Origin of the sequence: Pseudomonas helleri, from assembly GCF_001043025.1 — a bacterium.
Classification (GTDB): domain Bacteria; phylum Pseudomonadota; class Gammaproteobacteria; order Pseudomonadales; family Pseudomonadaceae; genus Aquipseudomonas; species Aquipseudomonas helleri.
The window spans coordinates 1-25,902 of the sequence record NZ_JYLD01000018.1 but is presented as its reverse complement, the minus strand read 5'-3'; the positions used below and the strand labels follow the sequence as shown (position 1 = coordinate 25,902).

The 25,902-nt window shown below is 55.5% G+C and carries 19 protein-coding genes and 4 tRNA genes; 10 read left to right on the top strand and 13 right to left on the bottom strand.

Annotation, left to right across the window (positions count from 1 at the left end):
- Positions 1-44: 44 nt before the first annotated feature.
- On the bottom strand, positions 45-803 hold the full coding sequence (locus TU84_RS22390; RefSeq protein ID WP_048373059.1) for a methyltransferase domain-containing protein: 759 nt from the start codon (positions 801-803) through the stop codon (positions 45-47).
- A gap of 123 nt (positions 804-926) precedes the next feature.
- Between TU84_RS22390 and gloB the strand changes: the two genes are divergently transcribed.
- From gloB to fabI, 8 genes are all read left to right on the top strand, one after another.
- Positions 927-1,706: a hydroxyacylglutathione hydrolase gene (gloB, locus tag TU84_RS22385; protein WP_048373057.1), complete on the top strand. Its 780-nt coding sequence runs from the start codon at positions 927-929 to the stop codon at positions 1,704-1,706.
- Between the two features lie 98 nt (positions 1,707-1,804).
- The gene (locus TU84_RS22380; protein ID WP_048373055.1) at positions 1,805-3,205 is read left to right on the top strand and encodes a LysM peptidoglycan-binding domain-containing protein; all 1,401 of its coding nucleotides are present in this window, start codon (positions 1,805-1,807) and stop codon (positions 3,203-3,205) included.
- 155 nt (positions 3,206-3,360) lie between these two features.
- Positions 3,361-5,190, top strand: coding sequence for an extracellular solute-binding protein (locus TU84_RS22375; RefSeq protein ID WP_048373053.1), 1,830 nt, complete (start codon positions 3,361-3,363; stop codon positions 5,188-5,190).
- Entirely contained in the window at positions 5,187-7,028 is a 1,842-nt protein-coding gene (locus TU84_RS22370) for an extracellular solute-binding protein (RefSeq protein WP_048373051.1), read from the top strand. Before TU84_RS22375 ends, TU84_RS22370 begins: the two co-directional genes overlap by 4 nt.
- On the top strand, positions 7,029-8,102 hold the full coding sequence (locus TU84_RS22365) for a microcin C ABC transporter permease YejB (RefSeq protein ID WP_048373048.1): 1,074 nt from the start codon (positions 7,029-7,031) through the stop codon (positions 8,100-8,102).
- A gap of 1 nt (position 8,103) precedes the next feature.
- Complete coding sequence (locus TU84_RS22360; protein ID WP_048373045.1) at positions 8,104-9,123, top strand: ABC transporter permease; 1,020 nt, start codon at positions 8,104-8,106, stop codon at positions 9,121-9,123.
- A gap of 1 nt (position 9,124) precedes the next feature.
- Positions 9,125-10,735, top strand: coding sequence for an ABC transporter ATP-binding protein (locus tag TU84_RS22355; RefSeq protein WP_048373042.1), 1,611 nt, complete (start codon positions 9,125-9,127; stop codon positions 10,733-10,735).
- A gap of 19 nt (positions 10,736-10,754) precedes the next feature.
- A complete protein-coding gene (fabI, locus tag TU84_RS22350) occupies positions 10,755-11,549 on the top strand; it encodes an enoyl-ACP reductase FabI (protein WP_048373041.1) in 795 nt (264 codons plus the stop codon).
- An 80-nt stretch (positions 11,550-11,629) separates the two neighbouring features.
- On the opposite strand, the gene TU84_RS22345 is transcribed toward fabI, so the two are convergent.
- On the bottom strand, positions 11,630-12,520 hold the full coding sequence (locus tag TU84_RS22345) for an NAD(P)-dependent oxidoreductase (RefSeq protein ID WP_048373039.1): 891 nt from the start codon (positions 12,518-12,520) through the stop codon (positions 11,630-11,632).
- Between the two features lie 45 nt (positions 12,521-12,565).
- Positions 12,566-13,708 (bottom strand): MFS transporter, encoded by a 1,143-nt coding sequence (locus TU84_RS22340; RefSeq protein WP_053225296.1) that lies wholly within the window; start codon positions 13,706-13,708, stop codon positions 12,566-12,568.
- A 230-nt stretch (positions 13,709-13,938) separates the two neighbouring features.
- Here TU84_RS22340 and TU84_RS22335 point away from each other — a divergent pair, with 230 nt between their 5' ends.
- Entirely contained in the window at positions 13,939-14,847 is a 909-nt protein-coding gene (locus tag TU84_RS22335; protein WP_048373035.1) for a LysR family transcriptional regulator, read from the top strand.
- Between the two features lie 80 nt (positions 14,848-14,927).
- Here TU84_RS22335 and TU84_RS22330 read toward each other — a convergent pair whose 3' ends face one another.
- The 10 genes from TU84_RS22330 to TU84_RS22280 form a co-directional block, all read right to left on the bottom strand.
- Complete coding sequence (locus TU84_RS22330; protein ID WP_048373034.1) at positions 14,928-16,799, bottom strand: SurA N-terminal domain-containing protein; 1,872 nt, start codon at positions 16,797-16,799, stop codon at positions 14,928-14,930.
- 229 nt (positions 16,800-17,028) lie between these two features.
- On the bottom strand, positions 17,029-17,301 hold the full coding sequence (locus TU84_RS22320) for an HU family DNA-binding protein (protein WP_003183171.1): 273 nt from the start codon (positions 17,299-17,301) through the stop codon (positions 17,029-17,031).
- A 146-nt stretch (positions 17,302-17,447) separates the two neighbouring features.
- Entirely contained in the window at positions 17,448-19,844 is a 2,397-nt protein-coding gene (gene lon / locus TU84_RS22315) for an endopeptidase La (RefSeq protein WP_048373033.1), read from the bottom strand.
- Positions 19,845-20,007: 163 nt separating this feature from the next.
- Entirely contained in the window at positions 20,008-21,291 is a 1,284-nt protein-coding gene (gene clpX / locus TU84_RS22310; protein ID WP_048373032.1) for an ATP-dependent Clp protease ATP-binding subunit ClpX, read from the bottom strand.
- Positions 21,292-21,397: 106 nt separating this feature from the next.
- On the bottom strand, positions 21,398-22,039 hold the full coding sequence (gene clpP / locus TU84_RS22305; protein WP_048373031.1) for an ATP-dependent Clp endopeptidase proteolytic subunit ClpP: 642 nt from the start codon (positions 22,037-22,039) through the stop codon (positions 21,398-21,400).
- A gap of 91 nt (positions 22,040-22,130) precedes the next feature.
- Entirely contained in the window at positions 22,131-23,441 is a 1,311-nt protein-coding gene (tig, locus tag TU84_RS22300; RefSeq protein ID WP_048373030.1) for a trigger factor, read from the bottom strand.
- Positions 23,442-23,931: 490 nt separating this feature from the next.
- A tRNA-His gene (locus TU84_RS22295) sits at positions 23,932-24,007 on the bottom strand.
- A gap of 206 nt (positions 24,008-24,213) precedes the next feature.
- Positions 24,214-24,298: transfer RNA gene (locus TU84_RS22290), tRNA-Leu, on the bottom strand.
- A 56-nt stretch (positions 24,299-24,354) separates the two neighbouring features.
- Positions 24,355-24,430 (bottom strand) — tRNA-His (locus TU84_RS22285).
- A gap of 41 nt (positions 24,431-24,471) precedes the next feature.
- Positions 24,472-24,548, bottom strand: a tRNA-Arg gene (locus TU84_RS22280).
- Between the two features lie 280 nt (positions 24,549-24,828).
- Here TU84_RS22280 and folD point away from each other — a divergent pair.
- Positions 24,829-25,683 (top strand): bifunctional methylenetetrahydrofolate dehydrogenase/methenyltetrahydrofolate cyclohydrolase FolD, encoded by an 855-nt coding sequence (folD, locus tag TU84_RS22275; protein WP_048373029.1) that lies wholly within the window; start codon positions 24,829-24,831, stop codon positions 25,681-25,683.
- The last annotated feature ends 219 nt before the right edge of the window (positions 25,684-25,902 follow it).

Sequence of the window (25,902 nt, the reverse complement as noted above, 5' to 3'; positions counted from 1 at the left end):
ATGGCAGCACCTGGAGCCGAGTGAACCCGACCCGGCATTTTAAATTAGGGTTCAATATCAGGTCGATTGACCTTGGCCATCTGCAGAGGGATCAGTTTGCCTTTTGGCTCTCGACGCAGTGGCTGGACGGGCCGCAAACCCACCACCATTTTGCGGGCGACCAATACATAGAAGCCACCACCGGCCAATTGCCAGCTACCGGCCTTGCGCTCCCAACCTGACAAACGGCCTTGCCACGCCTTGGAAGCAAGCGGCGGACGATAGCATCCGAAGCGGCGTTTCTCCAGCGCAAAGCCCAGCAGATTCAGCCAGTCGGCAACCCGCGACGGGGAAATGCACCGCGCCTTGCGCAGGGCATCCTTGGCAAAAACATGCCGCAGCCCCCAACTGCTCCAGGGGTTGATCCCCACAATCAACAAATGCCCGCCGGGGCGGACGCTGCTGGCAGCTTCACGCAGCAGGCCGTGAGGTGACAGACAAAAATCCAGACCGTGCTGCAACACCACCACATCGGCCGCGTGCTCGCATAAAGGCCAGGATTGTTCTTCACAAATGATTTCGACACCCGGTAAAGGCGCGCCCAGCCGCACATTGCGCTGCACTTGCGGGGCCTTGGGCGGCGTGTCGGCACCCGGACCGTAATGCACCAGGTAGCCACCGAAATAGCGTCCGAGTTCGTCCTCAAGCACACGCTGCTCATCTTCCAGCAGCAACTGGCCAAGGGGACCAGACAGCCATTCGCGGGCCGAACTGATCAGTGCCAGCCACTCAGGGTCCGCCTGAGCCAATGGTTTATCGGTCATTGTTCCTCCACCTCGCCATCCACCGGTTACGCCTCTTCGTTCGGCTGGTGCTGCAACGCGGCTCGCATTGCAACACCAACAGCCCCTAAGATGCGCCATTGTCTCGCACTTGGGAATTGCACCATGTTACAGATCGACGCCCTGCCCGCCTTCAGCGACAACTACATATGGTTGTTACAGGATACGACCCAAAAACGCTGCGCCGTGGTCGATCCGGGTGACGCCGCCCCGGTGCTGAACTGGCTCAAGCACCATCCCGAGTGGGTACTCAGCGATATTCTGGTCACCCACCATCACCATGACCATGTGGGTGGCGTTGAGCAATTACACACCATCACAGGCGCTAAAGTCTGGGGTCCGTCGCTGGAAAACATTCCCGCGCGACAAGTGCCACTTAACGATAACGATGTGATCAACGTATTGGGAATTGAATTCAAAGTATTTCTGGTTCCTGGGCATACCCTGGGTCATATCGCTTATTACCACGCTGATGTTTCAAAGCCACTATTGTTCAGCGGCGATACGTTGTTCGCGGCTGGTTGCGGCCGGTTATTTGAAGGTACTCCTGAACAAATGCATCACTCTTTAAGTCGGTTGGCAGCCTTGCCAGCGCACACTGAGGTGTATTGCACTCACGAATACACACAAAGCAACTTGCGCTTTGCCCAAGCGGTAGAGCCGAATAACCCGGATATTGCCGACCGAGTTGCACAAGTTGCGGCCTGGCGTGATGCAGGCAAAATCAGTTTGCCATCAAGTATTGCGCTTGAATTGCGCACTAATCCGTTTCTACGGGTTAACGAAATATCTGTTAAAGAAAAAGCTGACGAATGGAACAAGCGTGACAATGACTCGCCCAGCGCGGTCTTTGCCAGCTTGCGTAGCTGGAAAGACAAGTTTTAATCAGCGTCGCGGTTGCCATTAAAATTCTGAATGGTTGACCGCGCCCCACCTGCTTTCTAGAATCGCCCGACATTTTTGCCCGAAACTATCTTTAACCAATGTCGTCATTTAAATCTAACTCCATCAGTTCAGACGCATTGACGCGCTTGGCTAAAGCGATCGCGGTGGTTGTGTCCGCCACTTTGGCGGGATGCCAGAGCTTCGATCATTCGACCCAAACGGTCGATCGGCCCACTCTCAAACTGACCAAACGCATTCCTCAAGAGCCGCTCTGGCTCAAGGAAAAGCCGGGGCCAGTTGCCCCCAAAGACGTCTGGGAACGCATGCGCCAGGGCTTCCAGCTACAAGAAGGCCTGGGCGTCAACCCGCGTATCGAACAACAGCGTTTGTGGTTTGCCAGCAACCCGTCTTTTCTTGAAGGCGCCGGCGAACGCGGCAGCTTGTACATTCATTACATCGTCGAGCGCCTTGAAGAACGCAACATGCCACTCGAACTGGCTTTATTGCCTGTAATCGAAAGCTCTTACAACCCGATGGCGTACTCCCACGCCAATGCGGTGGGGCTTTGGCAGTTCATCCCGTCGACGGGCCGTTATTTCAATCTGCGCCAAACCCGCGCCTACGATGGCCGACGCGACATTACCGCCTCGACCCTCGCGGCCATGAACTACCTGACGCGCCTGCATGACATGTTCAACGGTGACTGGCTGCTGGCTCTGGCCGCTTATAACGCAGGTGAAGGCACGGTCAGCCGGGCGATTGAACGCAACGAAAAACTCGGCTTGCCGACCGACTACTGGAACCTGCCTTTGCCGCAGGAAACCAAAGATTATGTGCCCAAGCTGCTGGCCCTGTCACAGGTGGTGCTGACCCCCGAAGCCTATGGCATCAATCTCAACCCGATTGCCAACGAACCGTACTTCGAGATGGTCGAGATCAAGCAGTCCATGGACCTGTCCCGCGTGGCAGCCCTGGCCGAGATCGACGAAGACGAAATGTTCCAGTTAAACCCGGCTTACAAGCAGCGCGCCACCACTGATGGCCCGCAACACTTGCTGGTGCCAACGTCTAAAGCCCAGTTGTTGACCGCCAGCCTGTCAAATCTCAAGCCTGAAGAGCTGGTGAGCCTGCGCCCCAAAAAGGCCGTTTTCGACACCGTTGCCAGCAACCCACCGGCCCGACCAACCCGCCAATACCGGGTTAAACGCGGTGACAACCTGACACTGATCGCCAAAGCCAATAAAGTTGACGTCAAAGACTTGCAGCGCTGGAACAAACTTAGCGGGCATAACCTGAAAGCGGGCCAGACGCTGGTCATGCAGGACACCCGCAGGCCTGCTGCTAAAAAAGCCACAACTTACACCGTTAAAAAAGGCGACTCTTTATACATTGTTGCCAAGCGTTTCAATGTTGAAATGCAGCACCTTAAGCGCTGGAATCCAAATTCAGCCAAAGCCCTCAAGCCCGGTCAAGTCCTGACGGTCTACAAGCCGCACTGATTCGGTTAGCACGTTCATGCGGGCAAGCATACTCCTACTAAATTGCAGGAAGTTGCTTGCCCGCAGTGCTTTATGGCGTGGCCTTTTTCCTACAGATACAAGCTGTTACTGTACGGAAACCTTCAGCCCAATGCCCGGATCGAATACCTGACTTAATGCGTCCCCTTCTGTTAGTTCTTATCAATCTGGCCTTGAGCTTTCCGGCGAGTGCGACCCTGAGTGAAAGCCACGGTTATGCACAGTTCGGTACTCTCAAATACCCGGCAACGTTTACTCATTACGATTGGGTAAATCCCGACGCGCCTAAAGGCGGGACGTTGCGGGTCATGGCATTTGGCACGTTTGACACGCTTAACCCTTATTCCTTCAAGGGCACCAGCCCGGTTTCGACTGCAAACTTCTTGCAATACGGGGTCAACGAACTCAACGAGACATTAATGGCCGGTACTGGCCAATATGCCCCGTCCGGTGACGAACCTACGTCCAGTTATGGCTTGATTGCACAATCAGTCGAATACAACGAAGACCGCAGTTGGGTGGTGTTTAACCTGCGACCCGAAGCACGTTTTCATGATGGCAAACCCATCACCGCCTACGACGTAGCGTTTTCTTACAACTTGCTGCTAAAAGAAGGCCATCCTCAATACCGGACCAACCTTCAAGAAGTTCAGCGCGTCGATATTTTGGGCCCCAAGCGCATCCGTTTTGTGTTTAAACGTGCGGGCAACCCGTTATTGATTCTGCGGCTGGGGGAATTGCCGGTTCTGCCACAGCACTACTGGGCGAAACGCGACTTTAAAGCGACAACGTTCGAGCCACCGCTGGGCAGCGGGCCTTATCGCATCACCAAGGTGACCCCAGGCCGACAGTTGGTGTTTGAACATGTCAAAAACTGGTGGGGCGCCAACCTGCCGGTCAATCGCGGTAAATACAATTTCGACCGGGTCGAAGTGGAGTTTTACCGTGACAGCAACGTTGCCTTCGAAGCGTTCAAGGCGGGCGAATTCGACATTTATATCGAGCACCAGGCCAAGAATTGGGCCAATGCCTACCGATTTCCGGCAGTACGCCGTGGCGATGTGATCAAGGCTGAAATCACCCATCAGATCCCGACCCAGACACAAGGCCTGTTTATGAACAGCCGCCGCGGTACCTTCGCGCAAGCTAAAGTTCGCGAAGCGCTGGGGCAAATGTTCGACTTCGAATGGACCAATCGCGCCTTATTCAATGGCTCATATCAACGGGCCGAAAGCTACTACCCCAACAGTGAGTTCTCGGCCAGCGGCATCCCCCAAGGCCATGAATGGCTGATGCTCTCCCCTTGGCGCAGCCAGCTGCCACCCGAACTGTTCAGCCAAGCCTTCAGCCTGCCGAAAACTGATGGCCGCGGCATCCCCCGCGAAACCATGCGCCACGCTCTGGATCTGTTGGCCCAAGGTGGCTGGAAACTGTCCGGGCAACGCTTGCTCAGTAGCGAAGGCAAACCGCTGACGTTCGAGATATTGCTGGTCAATCCGAACCTCGAACGCATTTTGCAACCTTATGTCGAGAACCTCGCCAGCATCGGTATCGAAGCGCGGCTGCGCACTGTCGATCGCGCGCAATACAAACAGCGGCTGGACCAATTCGATTTCGACATGATCCTGATGACCCTCGATCAGACCTTGAGCCCAGGGCTTGAACAGTGGCAGTACTTCCACTCCAGCCAGGCCAACGTCAAGGGCAGCAAGAACTATGCAGGGGTTGCCAGCCCGATCGTCGATCAATTGCTGGAAAAACTCCTGGCCGCACAGAACCGCGAAGAACAACTGGCTGCTGGCCGGGCGCTGGATCGCGTTTTACTCTGGCAGCACTACATGATTCCCAACTGGTATCTGAATTATCACCGCCTGGCGTACCGCAACCGGTTCGCCTTTGTGACGACGCCGCCTTACACGCTGGGCCTTAGCGCATGGTGGCTCAAGCCTACGGAGAAAACCCGATGATGCCTTTGCGTACCTGGCTAAAACCGCTGGCCGGCCTGTTGCTGGCCAGTGCGACCTGTGCGGCATTGGCCGCTCCACAACATGCATTGACGCTTTACGATGAGCCGCCGAAATACCCGGCTGACTTCAAACATGTCGATTACGTGAACCCGGATGCCCCCAAGGGCGGCATCTTTCGCAAATCAACCACCGGCAGCTTTGACAGCCTCAACCCGTTTATCAACAAGGGCGTACCGGCCGAAGGGATTGAAATGACCTTCGACACCCTGACCCGACAGACGCTGGACGAACCGTTTACCTCCTATGGCTTGATCGCGCAAAAGATGGAAAAGGCGCCTGATAACAGCTGGGTACGGTTTTACCTGCGCCCCGAAGCCAAGTTCAACGATGGCCACCCGATCCGCGCCGAAGACGTGGTGTTTACCTTCGACACACTGATGAAGAACGGCTCGCCGCTATACAAGGGCTATTACAGCGATGTCGACCAGGCCATTGCCGAAAACCCGCTGCAGGTGAAGTTCACCTTCAAGCACAACAAAAACCGCGAACTGCCGTTGATTTTGGGACAACTGCCCGTCCTGCCCAAGCATTGGTGGGAAACCCGAGATTTCGGTAAAGGCAACCTTGAAATCCCTGTCGGCAGCGGCCCCTACACCATTACCGATATCAAACCCGGGCGTTCCATCCGCTACGAGCGCAACAAGGATTACTGGGGCAAAGACCTGCCAATCAACAAGGGCCTGTACAACTTCGATGCGATTACCGTGGACTACTTCCGCGACAACAGCGTGGCATTCGAAGCCCTCAAGGCCGGGCAGTTTGATTATTGGTTCGAGATCAGCGCCAAGAACTGGGCGAGTGCCTACAACGCGCCAGCCTTCACCCAGGGCCGCTTGAAAAAAGAAGAAATTCGCAACCATAACCCGACCGGCATGCAGGGCTTTATCTTCAACCTGCGCAAACCCATGTTTCAGGATGTACGGGTTCGCGAGGCCCTGAGCCTGCTGTTTGACTTCGAATGGGCCAACAAGCAACTGTTCAGCGGCGCCTATTCACGCACGGGCAGTTATTTTGAGAACTCGGAAATGGCCGCCAAGGAACTTCCGAGCGCAGAAGAGCTGGCTATTTTAGAACCCTTGCGCGGCCAGATACCGGACAAGGTCTTCACCGAGGTCTTCAAACCCAACGTCACCGACGCCAGCGGCATGATTCGCGACCAACAGCGCCGCGCCTATCAACTGCTGCAAGACGCTGGCTGGCGTATCGTCGATGACAAGATGGTCGATGCCCAGGGCAAGCCGGTCACCATTGAGTTCCTGCTGGCCCAATCGGAGTTCGAGCGCATTCTGCTGCCCTACAAGCGCAACCTCAGCGACTTGGGTATCGACCTGCAAATTCGTCGGGTCGATACCTCGCAATACCTTAACCGCCTGCGTTCACGGGACTTCGACATGATTGTCGGCAGCTTCCCGCAGTCCAACTCGCCGGGCAGTGAGCAGCGTGAATACTGGGAATCGTCGAGCTACGACAAACCCGGTAGCCGTAATTTTATTGGCCTTAAAGACCCGGCCATCGATCAACTGACCGAAGACCTGATCCATGCCGATTCCCGGCAAAGCCTGATCAACCACGCCCGGGCGCTGGACCGCGTATTGCAATGGGGCTACTACGTCATCCCCAACTGGCACATCAAAACCTGGCGCGTCGCCTACTCGCACAACATTGGTCACCCGGCGGTGACCCCGCTGTACGACATCGGCACCGAGACGTGGTGGGCAAAACCTGATGCAGCGCCTGTTACCCCGACCAAACCCACAAGCGAAAGCCTGGAGCCGTAAATGCTGGCGTATATATTCAGGCGACTGCTGCTAATTATTCCGACGCTGTTCGGTATTCTGCTGATTAACTTCGTCATTATTCAGGCCGCCCCCGGCGGCCCGGTTGACCAGATGATCGCCAAGCTTGAAGGCTTCGACGGAGCAACCAGCCGTATCGCCGGAGGCGGCTCGGAAGTCTCGGTGGCTGGCTCCAGCTACCGGGGCGCGCAAGGCCTGGACCCGGCGCTGATTGAAGAAATCGAGAAGATGTACGGTTTCGACAAGTCAGCGCCTGAACGCCTGTGGATCATGATCAAGAACTACGCCCAACTGGATTTCGGTGAGAGTTTTTTCCGGGACGCCAAGGTCATCGACCTGATCAAAGAAAAAATGCCGGTGTCCATTTCGCTGGGGTTGTGGAGCACGCTGATCATGTACCTGGTCTCGATCCCGCTGGGCATCGCCAAGGCCACGCGCCATGGCAGCCACTTTGACGTCTGGACCAGTTCGGCAATCATTATCGGTTACGCGATTCCGGCCTTTTTGTTTGCCATTCTGCTGATCGTGGTGTTCGCCGGGGGCAGTTATCTGGACTGGTTCCCATTGCGCGGCCTGACCTCCAACAACTTCGACGAGCTCAGCCTGGGCGGCAAGATCCTCGACTATTTCTGGCACTTGGCGCTGCCCATCACCGCGCTGGTCATCGGCAACTTTGCCACCATGACTTTGCTGACCAAAAACAGCTTTCTGGATGAGATCAACAAACAATACGTGGTCACGGCCAAGGCCAAGGGCTTGACCAATCACCGCGTGCTCTACGGGCACGTGTTTCGCAACGCCATGCTGCTGGTGATTGCCGGCTTCCCGTCGGCCTTCATCGGCATCTTCTTTACCGGTTCATTGCTGGTTGAAGTGATCTTCTCGCTGGACGGCCTCGGACTGATGAGCTTTGAAGCTGCGATCAATCGTGATTACCCGGTGGTGTTTGGCACCCTGTTTATCTTCACGCTGGTCGGGCTGGTGGTGAAACTGATCGGCGACCTCTCATACACCCTGGTTGATCCGCGCATCGACTTTGAAAGCCGGGAGCATTGAGATGAAACTGTCCCCACTCAATCGACGACGTTTCGAACGTTTCAAAGCCAACAAGCGTGGCTGGTGGTCTTTGTGGCTGTTTATCGTGCTGTTTGGGCTGAGCCTGGGCGCTGAACTGATCGCCAATGACAAACCGCTGGTGGTCCACTACGACGGCGAATGGTATTTCCCGGCGCTCAAGCGCTACCCGGAAACCGACTTCGGCGGTGAATTCCCGCTCGAGGCCAACTACAAAAGCCCGTACATCCGCGAACTGTTGGCCAAGAAAGACGCCCTGGTGGTGTGGCCACCGATCCCCTACAGCTATCAGAGCATTAACTACGACCTGAAAGTGCCAGCCCCCGCTCCGCCGTCTCTGGAGAACTGGCTGGGCACCGACGACCAGGGGCGCGATGTACTGGCACGAGTGATTTATGGCTTCAGGATTTCAGTGCTGTTCGCCCTGACGTTGACCATTTTGAGCTCGATCATCGGCGTTATCGCAGGTGCGCTTCAGGGCTTCTATGGCGGTTGGGTCGATCTGGCAGGCCAGCGCTTCCTGGAGATCTGGTCGGGGCTGCCGGTGCTGTACCTGCTGATAATTCTGGCGAGTTTTGTGCAGCCCAACTTCTGGTGGCTGCTGGGGATCATGCTGCTGTTCTCATGGATGAGCCTGGTGGATGTGGTGCGCGCCGAATTTTTGCGCGGGCGAAACCTGGAATATGTACGTGCGGCGCGCGCACTCGGCATGCAAGACATGGCCATCATGTACCGGCACATCCTGCCCAACGCCATGGTTTCGACCATGACCTTTATGCCGTTTATTTTGACCGGCGCCATTGGCACGCTCACAGCGCTGGACTTCCTGGGCTTTGGCCTGCCGCCGGGCGCGCCGTCGCTGGGCGAACTGGTCGCGCAGGGCAAATCCAACCTGCAAGCGCCGTGGCTGGGCATCAGCGCCTTTGCGGTGCTGGCCATCATGCTGAGCCTGCTGGTGTTTATCGGCGAGTCCGCTCGCGATGCCTTCGATCCGAGGAAATAAGATGACGCAGGACATTCTGATCGAAGTGCGTGATCTCGCCGTTGAGTTTGTCACCGGCGAACAATCACACCGTGTTGTGCAAGGCATCAATTTCGATATCAAACGCGGCGAAACCCTGGCACTGGTTGGCGAAAGCGGCTCCGGCAAATCGGTGACCGCACACTCCATTCTGCGGCTGCTACCCTACCCTATGGCGCGCCATCCACACGGCAGCATTGAGTATGCCGGGCAAGACCTGCTGCACCTGGATGAGAAAAAGCTGCGGCATATTCGCGGCAACCGCATTGCCATGATTTTTCAGGAGCCCATGACCTCGCTGAACCCGCTGCACAGCATTGAAAAACAAATCAATGAAGTGCTGGGTATTCACAAAGGCCTGACTGGCAAAGAGGCCACCCTGCGCACGCTGGAGCTGCTTGAGCTGGTGGGCATCCCTGAGCCGCACAAACGCCTTAAAGCGCTGCCACACGAGCTGTCAGGTGGCCAGCGCCAGCGTGTCATGATCGCCATGGCCCTGGCCAATGAACCCGAACTCTTAATTGCCGACGAACCCACCACCGCACTGGACGTCACCGTTCAGTTGAAAATCCTGGAATTGCTCAAGGAATTACAGGCGCGTCTGGGCATGTCGCTGTTACTGATCAGTCACGATTTGAACCTGGTTCGACGAATTGCGCACAGAGTATGTGTCATGCAGCGTGGTTGCATCGTCGAACAAGCATCGTGTGAGCAATTGTTTCGTTCACCACAGCATCCGTACACCCGGGAACTGCTCAGTGCAGAGCCCAGCGGAGGCCCGGCTGGCACGCTTGCCGGGGCGCCGTTGCTGGAAGTCGAGGACCTCAAAGTGTGGTTCCCGATCAAAAAAGGCTTGTTACGCAAGACCGTGGATTACGTCAAAGCGGTCGACGGGATTAACTTCAGCCTGCCTCAGGGGCAGACCCTGGGGATTGTGGGAGAAAGCGGATCAGGAAAATCTACGCTGGGCCTGGCGATTTTGCGCCTGATTGGCAGCGAAGGATTGATCCGTTTTGAAGGCAAACGGTTAGACTGCATGTCACGCCAGGAAGTAAGACCCCTGCGCAGAGAAATGCAGGTGGTGTTTCAGGACCCGTTTGGCAGTCTCAGCCCACGCATGAGCGTCAGCGAGATCGTCGGTGAAGGGTTGCGCATTCACCGTATGGGCACACCTGAAGAGCAGGAAAAGGCAATTATTGAAGCCTTGCGAGAAGTAGGTCTGGATCCGGAAACCCGGCACCGCTACCCTCACGAGTTTTCTGGCGGGCAACGGCAACGAATCGCCATTGCCCGGGCACTGGTATTAAAACCGGCGTTGATTCTGCTGGACGAGCCAACCTCAGCGTTGGACCGCACAGTACAACGCCAGGTAGTCGAGTTGTTACGCTCGCTGCAAACCAAGTACAACCTGACATATTTGTTTATCAGCCATGACCTGGCGGTAGTCAAAGCGCTGAGCCACCAACTGATGGTGGTCAAGCATGGCCAAGTGGTCGAACAGGGTGATGCGCAAAGTATCTTTGCCTCACCGCAACATCCATATACACAACAGCTGCTGGAAGCCGCCTTTTTGGCACCAGTGGCTGTCGATTAACCTGATAGAGGAACAACACATGGGTTTTCTCGCCGGTAAGCGCGTCCTGATCGTCGGTGTCGCCAGCAAATTGTCCATCGCTTCTGGCATTGCTGCCGCCATGCACCGTGAAGGCGCTGAACTTGCCTTCACTTATCAGAACGAAAAGCTTAAAGGCCGCGTTGAAGAGTTCGCCGCAGGCTGGGGCTCTGGCCCGGAACTGTGCTTCCCTTGCGACGTTGCCAGCGATGAAGAAATCGCCAAGGTTTTCGAAGACCTGAGCAAGAAGTGGGACGGCCTGGACTGCATCGTTCACTCCGTAGGTTTCGCCCCTGGCGACCAACTGGACGGTGACTTCACCGACGCCACCACCCGTGAAGGCTTCCGCATCGCTCACGACATCAGCGCCTACAGCTTCGTGGCCCTGGCCAAAGCCGGTCGCCCGATGATGAAAGGCCGCAATGGCAGCCTGCTGACCCTGTCCTACCTGGGTGCTGAGCGCACCATGCCTAACTACAACGTGATGGGCATGGCCAAAGCCAGCCTGGAAGCCGGTGTACGTTACCTGGCAGGCAGCCTGGGCCCGGAAGGCACTCGCGTTAACTGCGTGTCGGCCGGTCCGATCCGTACCCTGGCCGCTTCGGGCATCAAGAACTTCCGCAAAATGCTGGCAGCCAACGAAGCTCAAACCCCGCTGCGCCGTAACGTGACCATCGAAGAAGTCGGCAACGCCGGTGCCTTCCTGTGTTCCGACCTGGCCTCGGGCATCAGCGGCGAAATCATGTACGTAGACGGCGGCTTCAACACCACCGCTATGGGCAGCCTCGAAGAGTAATTGCTTCGGCGCAACCGCCAATAAAAACGCCCGGTGCAGAGTCTGCACCGGGCGTTTTTTGTTTGGGCCTACAGCCCGCGTTAGCTATCGGCCTCACCAGGCGCATGCTGCGCGGTAAATAGCCGCACGACGCTGGTCATGTTCTCTGCACCCAGACCTTGCGCCATTGCCTGCTGAAACACCCCATGTGCCGCAGCGATGGTCGGTGCATCCCTGGAAATACCGGCTTCATTCAACACGTATCCGAAGTCTTTCTCGATGAGCTCTACGGGAAACTGCGGGGCGAAATTCTCTGCCAGCATCGTACTGGCAAGGTATGTGGCAACCGGCGCCCAAACAGAAGTGCCTGCCATCGCCGCCAGCACTTGCGAAGCATCGGCGCCACTGCGCTTAAGCATGCCGATGATCTCAGCCAAACCGGTTACCTGTATGCCTAATAGGGCATTGGTTGCGAGCTTGGTGAGCGCCCCATGCCCCAATGCACCGGTATGGTGGATACCAGAACCCAATGCACCCAGCACAGGACGACAACGCTCAAGCACCTGTGTGTCCCCGCCGATCAGGTAGGTCAACTGCCCTGTATCGGCCTGCAACCGGGATCCGGAAACGGGCGCCTCCAGCAGTGATACCTGTTGATGCTGCATCTGCGCACCCAGCATCTGTATCCAGCCCGACGTCAGGGTTGAACTCTCGATTGCGACAGTGTCGGGTGACATTCCCGCGAGCGCCCCACACTCAGGATCCAGCCATACGAAACGCGACACTTCATCATCACGCAGCATAGCGATCACAAACTCAGCGCCTTGGCTGGCGTCCCTTGGCGACACCGCCAGGGTGGCGCCCAAGTCAACCAACGGTTGCGCAGCCCGGCCCGTGCGGTTCCAGACCGTGACCTTATGCCCGGCGGCGATCAGTCGAGCGGCCATCCGCGACCCCATCGCCCCCAGGCCCAGTACTGAAATGTTGCTCATGTTTTAACAACCTGCTTGATAAGTGTGTAGAGAAAACGAATAGCATCAGGACCTGCGGGCTTTGCGCTCGCGGCTGATAAACAGCACCGCAAGCCCGGCCAACGCGAAAGCTGCCGATACAAACGGTATGGGCAACGGGCCGGCCAGATTGATCAACAGTCCCCCAACCAGAGAGCCCAGCCCGATCGCGGCATTGAATACAGAGACGTTGATAGAGGTGGCGGCATCTGCACCGCCTTCGATTTTGGATGCCTCTTTAAACACCAAGGTCTGCAGCAAGACGGGAAGCGCACCGTAGGCCGCGCCCCAGGCCGCAAGCGTGACAATGACCGCGGTGTGGCTAAGCGCAGCGGTATTCAGGCATGCCAAGCTCACGCCAAGCAGCACCGTCACTGCTCCCAGACTGGCCCGTGGCGCTCGCGCGGCAAAGGGCCCGATGGCAAAGTTGGTGACCACGCCCGCAGCGCCATAAACCAGCAAAAGCAAGCTGATCTGCGCGGCACTCTGCCTGGCTACCTGCTCGAGGTACGGTGCAATGTAGGTGTAAGCCAGAAAGTTACCGGTCACGACAAAGGCGGTGATCCCAAAAATCGCCAGCAAAGAACGACTCTTGAGCACAGACGACATGGCCCCGCGTTTGGCCGTTCGGGAAATACGCACAGCCGGGACAGACCAGACAATCAGCATGAACACGATCAGGCTCAGCACAGAGAGTGCCGCGAATACCGCACGCCAACCATAGAGATCGCCCAGCATGGACCCCGCAGGAACGCCAAGTACGGCGGCCAGTGAAACGCCGCCGAACACGATAGACGTCGCACGCACCGCATTGCGGGTAGCAACCAGGTGCACGGCGGTGACAACCGCGGTCGACCAGAACACACCAATGGCAGCGGCAACCAGAATTCGGCCGATGAACACAACGAAATAACCTGAGGCGAGAAAGGTAATCAGATTACCGATGCAACATACGGCCAGAAGACCCGACATCAGGGTTTTACGGTTGATGTGCCCCAACAGGCTGGTGAGAGGTGCGGCAGTGAGGGCCACCATGAACGCAAAGATCGTGACCAGGTAGCCTGCAACGCCCAGCGAGACGTGCAGCCCTTGGGCCAGTGCCGGTAGAACACCGACCGGCATGAGTTCTGTGCTGACAAAAGAAAAGCACCCCAGGCTTAAAGCGAGCACGGCGCTTGCACTTCGCCCTTTAGAGACCTTCATCCCGTGGTGTTGCGACGCTGAAGGATCAGGGCTTGAATCTGTAACTATCGATTGCATCATTTCATCCCGAATGAATGGCGATGGGAAAGGCCAACACACCCGATGAATGTGGTGTGCTGAGCGAGAGCCAGTGTGGGATTTACTTCGCAGAAGTGCGATAGCATGAGAGTCACAATATCCATGCCCCGGAGTCATTAATGCGAGCGTTCAGCCCCCAACTGCTTGAAGGCGTGGATGTCATGGCCGCAGTGGTCGACACACGAAGTTTTGGCGGCGCAGCCCAAGTGCTGGACATGTCCCAGTCCGGTGTCAGCAGAGCCGTCGCCCGACTGGAAACCCGATTGGGGATCCGGATTTTCGAGCGCACCACACGATCAGTCAGGCTGACCGAAGAAGGCCGTCATTTTTACGAGCAGGTGATGCCTTTGATCGGCGCTCTGGCCGAGGTCACCAGCAGTGCCGCCGGTGACGCACAAATGGTCCAGGGTCGCCTGCGCATCAATGTCGACCCGCTATTCGCACGCTTCATCCTTGGGCCGCGACTGGGGCCTTTTCTGGACAGCTATCCGGACTTGGAACTGGACATGCGCAGCAAGGAGGATCTGGGAGATTTGGTGGCAGATGGTTTTGATCTGGCACTGCGCTTTGGGCACCCTCTCCCATCGTCGCTTGTCGCCCGAAAACTGTTCGACACTCGGGTTTTGGCCATGGCATCCCCGGCCTACTTAGAACGTTTTGGGCATCCGACAGATCCACGCGAACTGGAAAACACGCCTCACCGCTGCATTCTTTTCCGGGAACCTGTGACGGGAAAACCGTTTGCCTGGGAGTTTCACCAAAAGCGTAAACAATTGACCGTGAAGCCCCAGGGGCAACTCACGGTAAATGATCCAGGAACGGTCTACAGCGCCTGCCTGGCAGGCCTGGGCATTGCCCAGCTATTCGAACTGGGGATCGAGCAATACACCTCATCAAATCAGTTGGTGCAATTGTTCCCCGAATGGTCGGACCAGCGATTCCCGCTCTACGCCTACTACCCGTCGCGCCATCACGTCCCGGCCAAGACTCGCGCCCTGCTCAGCTTTGTGATGGACCTGATCAAATAAAGGTCTTTTGTCAGCGTTTGGACCGCAAAAAAAATGGCCGCTCAGTGAGCGGCCATTTTTAGTGAAGCGATGCTGAGGGCTTAGTAGCGCTCAACCTTGGCTTCGTTTTCCAACTGCTTGCGGTAGGCAGCAAAGTCTTGCTGACCCGAACGCGACGCCAGGAAGCGACGGTAAGAAGCTTTCTCTTCGTCGGTTGGCTTCGCATCATCGTTTACGCCATTGAGGCGCAGTACGACAACGGTGCCATCAGCCAGGCTAACAGTGCTAAAGGTCGGCTTGTCCTTGGCTGCCGGCTTAGGCATGCGGAAGACCGCTTGCAGCACGACAGGATCAATACCGTCCTGACCACGAGTGACGGCTTCATCAACTTTCCACGACTGGCCAGCAACCGGCTGGTTCAACGCCAGCTTGCCATCGCGCAGATCTTTGATGATGCCTTCAGCCTTGGCTTTAGCAGCGCCAGCGGCCTGCTCTTTGACCAGATGTGCATGAATGCTCGAGGCAACGGCTTCCAGAGGCAGTTGCTCTGGCTTAAGGTGCTCTTTAACACGCAGAACCACAACGGTCTCAGGGTCAAGCTCAAGTGCGGTGCTGTTCGCGCCTTCATCCATCACTTCGGTGCTGAATGCGGCTTGAACCACAGCGCGGTTGGCAGCGATGCCTTCGCCACCCTCACGACCAAACGGTGCCGAGGTATGAACGGTCAGGTTCAGCTCTTGCGCCGGCTGGGCCAGATCGGATGCTTCGAAAGCCGAGTCTTCCAGCTGCTTGGTTGCATCGACGAAGCGACGCTCAACCTGCTGGGTTTTAAGATCACGGGTCAGTTTGTCTTTCAAGCTGGCAAAGCTCGGCACTTCTGGTGCCTCAACGCCCAACAGCTTGATCAAGTGGTAACCAAAGCTGGTACGCACCGGCTCCGATACCTGATCTTTTTTCAACGCATAGACAGCCGTCTCAAAGGTTGGGTCGTAGACACCCGGGCCTGCAAAGCCAAGGTCACCGCCGTTGGCAGCCGAACCCGGGTCTTGGGAGAACTCTTTGGCCAGTGCTTCGAAGCTTTCGCCTTTGGCCAAGCGCTGTTGAATGTCTTCAATTTTGGCTTTGGCTTGCCCGTCGCTGACCTTGTCGTTGACTTCAATCAGGATGTGCGCAGCGCGGCGCTGTTCAGCCAGGTTGGCGATTTCTTTCTGATAAAGCGCTTGCAGCTCATCATCCTTGACTGCCACCTGGTCAAAGAAGGCGGACTTCTTCAATTCGATGTAATCAATCACCACCTGATCAGGGGTCATGAACTCTTTGGCGTGCTCGTCGTAGTAAGCCTTGACCTCGTCATCGCTGACCTTCACCGCAGCTGGATCAGCCTTGATGTTCAGGGTGGCGAAATCACGGGTTTGCTTCTCAAGACGGGCAAACGCGTTCACTTCTTCGTCAGTCACGAAACCGCTGCCTGCCAAACCGGCACGCAACTGACCAATCAGCATTTCCTGACCTAGCATTTCGCGAAATTGCAGTCGGCCGTAACCCAGTTGACGAATCACCTGGTCGAAACGTTCAGGGCTGAACTGGCCATTGTCCTGGAACTCTGGTGTTTGCAGGATAACCTGGTCCAAAGCCGCTTCCGAGAAGGAGAACTTGGCCTGGTTGGCGCCTTGCAGCAACAGCTTGCGGTCGATCAACCCTTTAAGGGCTGCATCGTGCAGCATTTTTTCGTCCAGCAATGCAGGATCGAAATCCTTGCCCAGTTGTTGCATCAACTGACGACGTTGCATGTCGACAGCCTGGCTGAGCTCAACCTGGGTGATTTCTTCACCGTTTACTTTGGCCGCATCCTTGCTGTGAGAGGTGGCTTGAAAAATCGCATCGAAACCGGTCAACGCCATCAACGCGACGATGACACCGATGATGGTCTTGGCAATCCAGCCTTGTGAATTGTCCCTGATATTTTGCAGCATGCTTCCCCCAGAAACGGTCTTGCACAATGAGCAACCGTGGAGCGTGGGTAGAGTCCGGATAGAAGAAAGGCGCATCCGAGGATGCGCCTTCTCGTAACTGGCGGAGCGGACCGGGCTCGAACCCGCGACCCTCGGCGTAACACGTCAACATAACCATCGACGGTACAACCGCTCCGCTGCCAAGCCTGGCGTGCGCCTGACCCGGTTGGGTAAAAAGTGTTACAGAAACTTAGTTAACCGCTTCTTTCAGCGCTTTACCGGCTTTGAAGCCTGGTTTTTTAGCGGCAGGAATTTCCAGCGTTTTACCAGTCTGTGGGTTACGACCTGTGCGAGCAGGACGATCGGTCACAGAGAAAGTACCGAAACCAACCAGTACCACAGAGTCGCCGGCCTTAAGAGCGCCAGTGACGGATTCGATTACTGCGTCCAGCGCACGGCCAGCTGCAGCTTTCGGGATATCAGCAGATGCAGCGATAGCATCAATCAGTTCCGACTTGTTCACTCTAAGTCCCCTTATATCTGTCTGAGTATGTTTCTAAAGTTTTTTGGTAAAGCTAAACGTTTGCCTGAGTATTACGGACACTTATAGAGCCGCTTTATAACAAGGGCTCTATACAGCGTCAAGAAAGCCCCTCAGGCAAATTCGTATTAATGCGTGCTAATTCTTTCCTTAGAGTCAGACTCGCGCTTCTCATCCTTGGCAACAATCTCAGGAGCCACATCTGGCAAGGGCTCCGGGGCGTATTGCAGCGCAATTTGCAGGACCTCGTCAATCCATTTAACCGGTTTAATCTGAAGATCCTGCTTGATGTTGTCAGGAATTTCCTTCAGATCGCGGACATTCTCTTCAGGAATAATGACCGTTTTGATTCCACCGCGATGGGCTGCCAGGAGTTTTTCTTTAAGACCGCCGATGGCCAGTACCTGACCACGCAGGGTAATTTCACCGGTCATTGCAACATCAGCTCGCACAGGAATCAGCGTAAGTGCCGACACCAGTGCCGTGCACATTCCTACACCCGCGCTAGGGCCATCTTTAGGCGTGGCGCCTTCGGGCATGTGAATGTGGATGTCACGTTTCTCGTGGAAATCCAATGGGATACCGAGGCTCTTGGCGCGACTGCGAACCACCGTCAACGCTGCGGTAATGGACTCAACCATCACATCACCCAGCGAACCGGTCTTGATCAACTGGCCTTTGCCAGGCACGACAGCCGACTCAATGGTGAGCAATTCGCCACCCACTTGCGTCCAGGCAAGGCCCGTCACTTGACCGATTTGATCTTCCTGTTCTGCCAAGCCATAGCTGAATTTTCTTACACCGAGGAAGTGCTCCAACAGCTCCGGCGTCACGGTGACGGCAAAGCGTTTTTCCAGCGCATGTTCCTTCACGGCCTTGCGGCAGATCTTCGCAATTTGACGCTCAAGGCCCCGCACACCGGCTTCACGGGTGTAATAACGGATGATGTCGCGGATGGCCGCGTTATCGAAAGCCAGCTCGCCTTTCTTCAAACCATTCGCTTCAATTTGTTTCGGAGCGAGGTATTTGACCGCGATGTTGATCTTTTCGTCTTCGGTGTAGCCCGGCAGACGAATCACTTCCATCCGGTCCAGCAAGGCTGGCGGGATGTTCATGGAGTTCGAGGTGCACAGGAACATGACGTCCGACAGGTCGTAATCAACCTCAAGGTAATGGTCGTTGAAGTTGTGGTTTTGCTCCGGATCCAGCACCTCAAGCAGGGCCGACGCCGGGTCGCCACGCATGTCGCTGCCCATTTTGTCGATTTCATCGAGCAGGAACAGCGGGTTGCGCACCCCAACCTTGGTCATTTTTTGAATCAATCGGCCCGGCATGGAACCGATGTAAGTCCGGCGGTGACCGCGGATTTCAGCTTCATCACGCACGCCACCCAAGGCCATGCGTACAAACTTGCGGTTTGTCGCGTGGGCAATGGACTCTGCCAGCGAGGTTTTACCCACGCCAGGCGGCCCTACCAGGCACAGCACAGGACCGCGAATTTTCTTCACGCGCTTTTGCACGGCGAGGTATTCGAGGATCCGCTCTTTGACTTCTTCCAGGCCGTAGTGGTCGGCATCCAGAATGTCTTCAGCGCGCTTGAGATCCAGACGCACTTTGCTTTGAGCCTTCCAAGGCACCTGTACCAGCCAGTCGATGTAAGAGCGCACGACGGTCGCTTCTGCCGACATTGGCGACATTTGCTTGAGCTTGTTCAGCTCAGCCTGGGCCTTGGTCATCGCATCTTTGGGCAAGCCCGCTTCATCAATGCGTTTTTTCAGCTCTTCGATTTCATTGTGACCTTCGTCACCGTCACCCAGTTCTTTCTGAATGGCTTTCATTTGCTCATTCAGGTAGTACTCGCGCTGGCTGCGCTCCATCTGCTTTTTGACACGGCCACGAATGCGCTTTTCAACTTGCAGCAAGTCGATCTCGGCATCCAGCAACGCCAGCACATGCTCAACCCGGTCTTGCAGGTTGATGATTTCGAGGATTTCCTGCTTTTGCTCGATTTTGAGGGCCATGTGGGCAGACATGGTGTCTACCAGACGGCTCGGCTCATCAATGCTGTTAAGCGAAGACAGCACCTCGGCCGGGACTTTTTTACCCAGTTGTACGTACTGTTCGAATTGCGAGAGCAAGCTGCGTACGAAGACTTCGGACTCACGCTCTGCTACGGCCACTTCGTCAATCAGCGAGACTTCGGCGCTCAGGTAGCCATCTGCCTGGCCGAAGTGCTCCACAGCGCCACGCTGCTCGCCCTCAACCAGTACTTTAACGGTACCGTCCGGCAGCTTGAGCAGTTGCAGGACAGTTGCAATCGTACCTACACGATAGAGCGCGTCTTCGCCCGGATCATCGTCTGCAGGATTTTTCTGAGCCAACAGCAGAATCTGCTTGTCGCCCGTCATCGCAGCCTCAAGGGCCTCGATTGATTTCTCACGTCCCACGAACAGTGGGATAACCATGTGCGGATAAACAACAACATCGCGCAATGGCAGGAGAGGCAATTCGATGGTTGTCTTCATGATTTCGCCTCTACGGCGGCCATAAGGCCGTAATCAGGTGGAAGTAAGCTTGAAGCCAAGATGGGGGCTGTCTCGAAAAAAAACAAGCACTGAGCGACAGGAAAAACAAAGGGGCCCGAAGGCCCCTTCTTTAACACGCAATATGTCATACGCAGCAATACATTTACGCGTCAGGTGCAGCCTTGGCAGCCACTTCGTTGCTTTCGTAAATAAACAACGGTTGGGACTTACCTTCTATAACGCTTTCGTCGATCACCACTTTACTCACCTCAGACTGCGAGGGGATTTCATACATGGTATCGAGCAGTACGCTTTCGAGAATCGAACGCAGACCACGAGCACCGGTCTTGCGCTCAAGGGCGCGCTTGGCCACTGCTTTCAGTGCGTCTGCACGGAACTCAAGGTCAACGCCTTCCATCTCGAACAGCTTGCCGTATTGCTTGGTCAGCGCGTTCTTGGGCTCAGTCAGAATCTGGATCAGTGCTGCTTCATCCAGTTCGTCCAGAGTAGCCAGAACAGGCAAACGGCCGACAAATTCCGGGATCAGACCGAACTTGACCAGATCGTCAGGTTCGACTTCACGCAGCGATTCGCCAACTTTCTTGCCCTCTTCCTTGCTGCGCACTTCGGCACTGAAGCCGATGCCGCCGCGAGTCGAGCGCGCCTGCACAACCTTTTCAAGGCCCGAGAATGCGCCGCCGCAGATAAACAGAATGTTGCGGGTATCAACCTGCAAGAACTCTTGCTGCGGGTGCTTGCGACCACCTTGAGGCGGTACGGAAGCCACGGTGCCTTCGATCAGTTTCAGCAACGCTTGCTGCACACCTTCGCCGGAAACATCACGGGTAATCGAAGGGTTGTCAGATTTGCGCGAAATCTTGTCGATTTCATCGATGTAGACAATACCCATTTGGGCTTTCTCTACGTCGTAATCGCATTTCTGCAGCAATTTCTGAATGATGTTTTCAACATCTTCACCCACATAACCGGCTTCGGTCAGTGTGGTGGCATCAGCGATGGTGAAAGGTACGTTCAGCAAACGAGCCAAAGTTTCGGCCAGCAGGGTTTTACCCGAGCCGGTAGGTCCGATCAGCAGGATGTTGCTCTTGCCGAGTTCGACGTCGTCGTTCTTTTTGTCACGCTGGTTCAGGCGCTTGTAGTGGTTGTAAACCGCTACAGCCAAAACCTTTTTGGCACGTTCCTGACCAATCACGTATTGATCAAGGATGCCGCTGATTTCTTTTGGCGAAGGTAATTTATGCGCGCTGCTTTCGGCTTGGGCTTCCTGCACCTCCTCACGGATGATGTCGTTGCACAAGTCGACGCATTCGTCGCAGATAAACACCGAGGGGCCGGCAATCAATTTGCGCACTTCATGCTGGCTTTTGCCACAGAAGGAGCAATAGAGCAATTTGCCGTTGTCCTCGCCGTTGCGGGTGTCAGTCATTCGATCGATCCAAATCCGATAGGCTTGCAACACAAGATGAAGGCAACTGCGGGCTTTTTCAAGCCCGCAGGTGGTCGGTTAATCCAACCACCTACATTTGAGCTGCTTAAGCGGGCATTTGACGCTTGCTGAACACAGAGTCGATCAAACCGTATTCGGCTGCACGCTCAGCGCTCATGAAGTTGTCACGCTCTGTGTCACGCTCGATGGTTTCCAGCGACTGACCGGTGTGATGGGCCAGCAACGAGTTCAAGCGATGACGGATGTTGAGGATTTCTTTGGCATGGATGTCGATATCCGACGCTTGGCCCTGGAAACCGCCCAATGGCTGGTGAATCATCATGCGCGAGTTAGGCAGGCAGTGACGCTTGCCCGGTGCGCCACCGGCCAGCAGGAAAGCACCCATGCTGCAGGCCTGACCAATGCAGATAGTCGATACGTCTGGCTTGATGAACTGCATAGTGTCGTAGATCGACATGCCTGCAGTGACCGAGCCGCCTGGGGAGTTGATGTACAGATGGATGTCCTTGTCCGGGTTTTCGGCTTCAAGGAAAAGCAACTGCGCAGCTACCAGGTTGGCCATGTAGTCTTCGACAGGGCCTACCAGGAAGATGATCCGCTCCTTCAAAAGGCGCGAATAGATGTCGTAGGCGCGTTCGCCACGAGCAGATTGCTCAACAACCATCGGGACCAGGCCGCCTGCGGCCTGAATGTCAGAGTTCTGCTGAATATAAGAATTGCGGGACATGTCCGGCAGTCACTCCCAAAAAGTCTTGTCTGGAATACGCATAAGCCAGCTCGAGGCTGGCTTATGGTTGTGTTTTCTAACGAATCACAAATCAGTCGGCTTGTGGAGCTTCCACCGGCTTGACAGCTTCTTCGTAAGAGACCGCTTTATCGGTCACCTTAGCCTTCTGCAGAACAGTATCCACAACTTGTTCTTCCAGCACAACAGAACGAACCTCGTTCAATTGCTGATCATTTTTGTAGTACCACGCTACAACCTGCTCTGGCTCCTGGTAAGCGGAAGCCATTTCCTGAATCATGTCGCGAACGCGATCTTCGTCAGGCTTCAGATCGAACTGCTTAACCACTTCAGCAACGATCAGACCCAGTACAACGCGGCGCTTGGCTTGTTCTTCGAACAGCTCGGCAGGCAGTTGGTCAGGCTTGATGTTGCCACCGAATTGCTGAACAGCCTGCACGCGCAGACGATCAACTTCGTTGGACAGCAGTGCTTTTGGCACTTCAATCGGGTTGGCAGCCAGCAGGCCGTCCATTACCTGATTTTTAACTTTGGATTTGATCGCCTGACGCAGCTCACGCTCCATGTTCTTGCGAACTTCGGTGCGGAAACCTTCGATACCTGTTTCTTTGATACCGAATTGAGCGAAGAATTCTTCGTTCAGTTCTGGCAGCTTAGGCTCAGAAACAGTGTTCACGGTCACGGTGAACTCAGCAGTTTTGCCTGCCAGGTCCAGGTTCTGGTAGTCCTCCGGGAAAGTCAGGGTCAGAACGCGTTCTTCGCCTGCTTTAGCGCCAACCAGACCTTCTTCAAAGCCAGGGATCATACGGCCCGAGCCCAGAACCAGCTGAGTACCCTTGGCGGAACCGCCAGCGAATACTTCGCCATCAACCTTGCCAACGAAATCGATGTTCAGTTGGTCTTCGTTCTGAGCAGCACGCTCAGTTACTTCAAAGCGGGTGTTCTGCTTGCGCAGCACGTCCAGCATTTTGTCCAGGTCAGCTTCAGCCACTTCGGCGCTCAGGCGCTCGACGGCGATGGTGTCCAGACCAGTCACTTCGAATTCAGGGAACACTTCGAATGTCGCGATGTATTCCAGATCTTTGCCTTTCTCGAAGACTTTAGGCTCAACCGACGGTGCGCCAGCCGGGTTCAGCTTCTGCTCAACCACTGCTTCGTAGAAGGAAGCCTGGATCACGTTGCCCAGCGCTTCTTGACGCGCATCAGCTTCGTAGCGCTGACGGATCACGCTCATTGGCACTTTGCCTGGACGGAAGCCCGGGATTTTGGCCTTTTGGGCAGTCTGTTGCAGACGCTTGTTGACTTCAGCCTCAATACGCTCAGCTGGCACGCCAATGGTCATGCGACGCTCAAGAGCGGAAGTATTTTCAACAGAAACTTGCATGGATATTCCTCGTTGCACAGACATTAGCCGGCCGTTTCCGACCCCATAATCAAGGGCATGCATTCTAGTGGGTCAAACTCAAGAAGTCACCCTACCCAAATCGCACATAGAAACGACCGGTACATTATTAAGCACAAGCAATGATTTGCTTAACCCGCTCAAAATACACAAACCTTTACACACGACCCCGTTCAGAGCCTTCTATATAGAAGCAGAGAACACACATGCGCCTGACAAACGTCACCCAACACCGCGTGTACCCACCCCTGAACCGCTTAAACTTTTTAAACCAAAAAAAAGCGCATGCCTTTTCAGGTTCTGCGCTTTTTTAGTGTCTGACGAGCAAAATGCCTACCTGGATGCAGCCAATAGACTTAAGCATCAAGGCCTTATGACGACACGACCTTCACACGCGAGGTCGAACTGCAGCCGCTTTTTTAAACGTCAAAAACAAAAACGCCAGATGGTTAATCTGGCGTTTTTTTAAATATGGGGTGGACGAAGGGGATCGAACCCTCGACAACGGGAGTCACAATCCCGTGCTCTACCAACTGAGCTACGCCCACCATATTGCATGTTGCACCTGACTGAACAAACCTTGCTTGATCAGCCGAGCCAGCAATGTATCAATAGGCCACTAGTCAAACCAGTGAACTGAAGATTCACTACCTGTGCGCCAAGTTGCTGATACAGCCCCTGTTGCACAATAAAAAAGCCGCCACAGGCGGCTTTCTCAATGGTTTCGCACAGCGATACATTGCGAAACCTAATTTGGTGCGGACGGAGAGACTCGAACTCTCACACCTTGCGGCGCTGGAACCTAAATCCAGTGTGTCTACCAATTCCACCACATCCGCATTTCAAACTTTTGAAGCAAAGACGCCAGATTATTAATCTGGCGTCCTTCTAAATATGGGGTGGACGAAGGGGATCGAACCCTCGACAACGGGAGTCACAATCCCGTGCTCTACCAACTGAGCTACGCCCACCATATTGCCTTTGCTGCTTTACTTGTGCCAAAGCTGCCTAATGGCGCACCCGGCAGGACTCGAACCTGCGACCATCCGCTTAGAAGGCGGATGCTCTATCCAGCTGAGCTACGGGCGCCTTATTAATCTGTACTCTGTGACGATTACAAACTAAGTGCTTTCAGTATCACCAAGCTGGACAACAACTTCGCTCTACCTTCTTAACCAGTGCTAGGCTGTGCCCGACAAGTGCGACGAATGTTATAGACGACCCTGAAAGTCGTCAACTGTTTTTTCAAAAAAGTTCAGAAATATAAAGGAGTTAGGGGAATTAGCAGACCAAGCGCCTTTGCCCGTACGCCACGGCATGCGAGAATGCACGTCCTTTCTCCACCCTTTACGATGGTTAATCACGCGTAATGACTGCACAACTAATCGACGGCAAAGCGATCGCCGCCAACCTGCGCAAGCAGATTGCCAAACGCGTCGCCGAGCGTCACGAGCAAGGCCTGCGCACTCCTGGTCTGGCAGTGATTCTGGTCGGCAGCGATCCTGCCTCCCAGGTTTATGTTTCGCACAAGCGTAAAGACTGCGAAGAGGTAGGCTTTCTCTCACAGGCCTATGACCTGCCGTCCGACACCACTCAGCAAGCGCTGACCGACTTGATCGACCGTCTTAATGATGACGCAAACATCGACGGCATCCTGCTGCAACTGCCGTTGCCTGAGCATCTGGACGCTTCCAGCCTGCTGGAGCGCATCCGCCCTGACAAAGACGTCGACGGTTTCCACCCGTATAACGTAGGCCGTCTGGCCCAGCGCATTCCATTGCTGCGCCCGTGCACCCCTAAAGGCATCATGACCCTGCTGGAAAGCACCGGTCAGGACCTGTACGGAATGGACGCTGTTATTGTCGGCGCCTCCAACATTGTGGGTCGCCCCATGGCCATGGAACTGCTGCTGGCGGGCTGCACCGTGACCGTGACCCACCGCTTCACCAAGGATCTGGCTGGCCACGTAGGTCGTGCCGACCTGGTGGTAGTGGCTGCCGGCAAACCTGGCCTGGTCAAGGGTGAGTGGATCAAGGAAGGCGCCATCGTGATCGACGTTGGCATCAACCGTCAGGCGGATGGCAAGCTGGTCGGCGACGTGGTTTACGAGACCGCCCTGCCCCGCGCCGGCTGGATCACCCCGGTACCTGGCGGTGTTGGCCCGATGACCCGCGCCTGCCTGCTGGAAAATACGCTGTACGCGGCTGAGACATTGCACGGCTAAACCGTAGCGTCTCGCAAAAAAAACGGCACCCGAGGGTGCCGTTTTTTGTTGCCCGCTTTCTTTGTACCCAATCAAGATCAAAAGATCGCGAGCAAGCTCGCTCCTATGTATGGACTCGCCCCCCACTGTCAACCCGCTTTTGCCCACTGACACCCGGCTGCATCTATGTATAAGGCCTATTCTAGGAAGCCATAATCGGCTTCTGGCCAACATTTTATG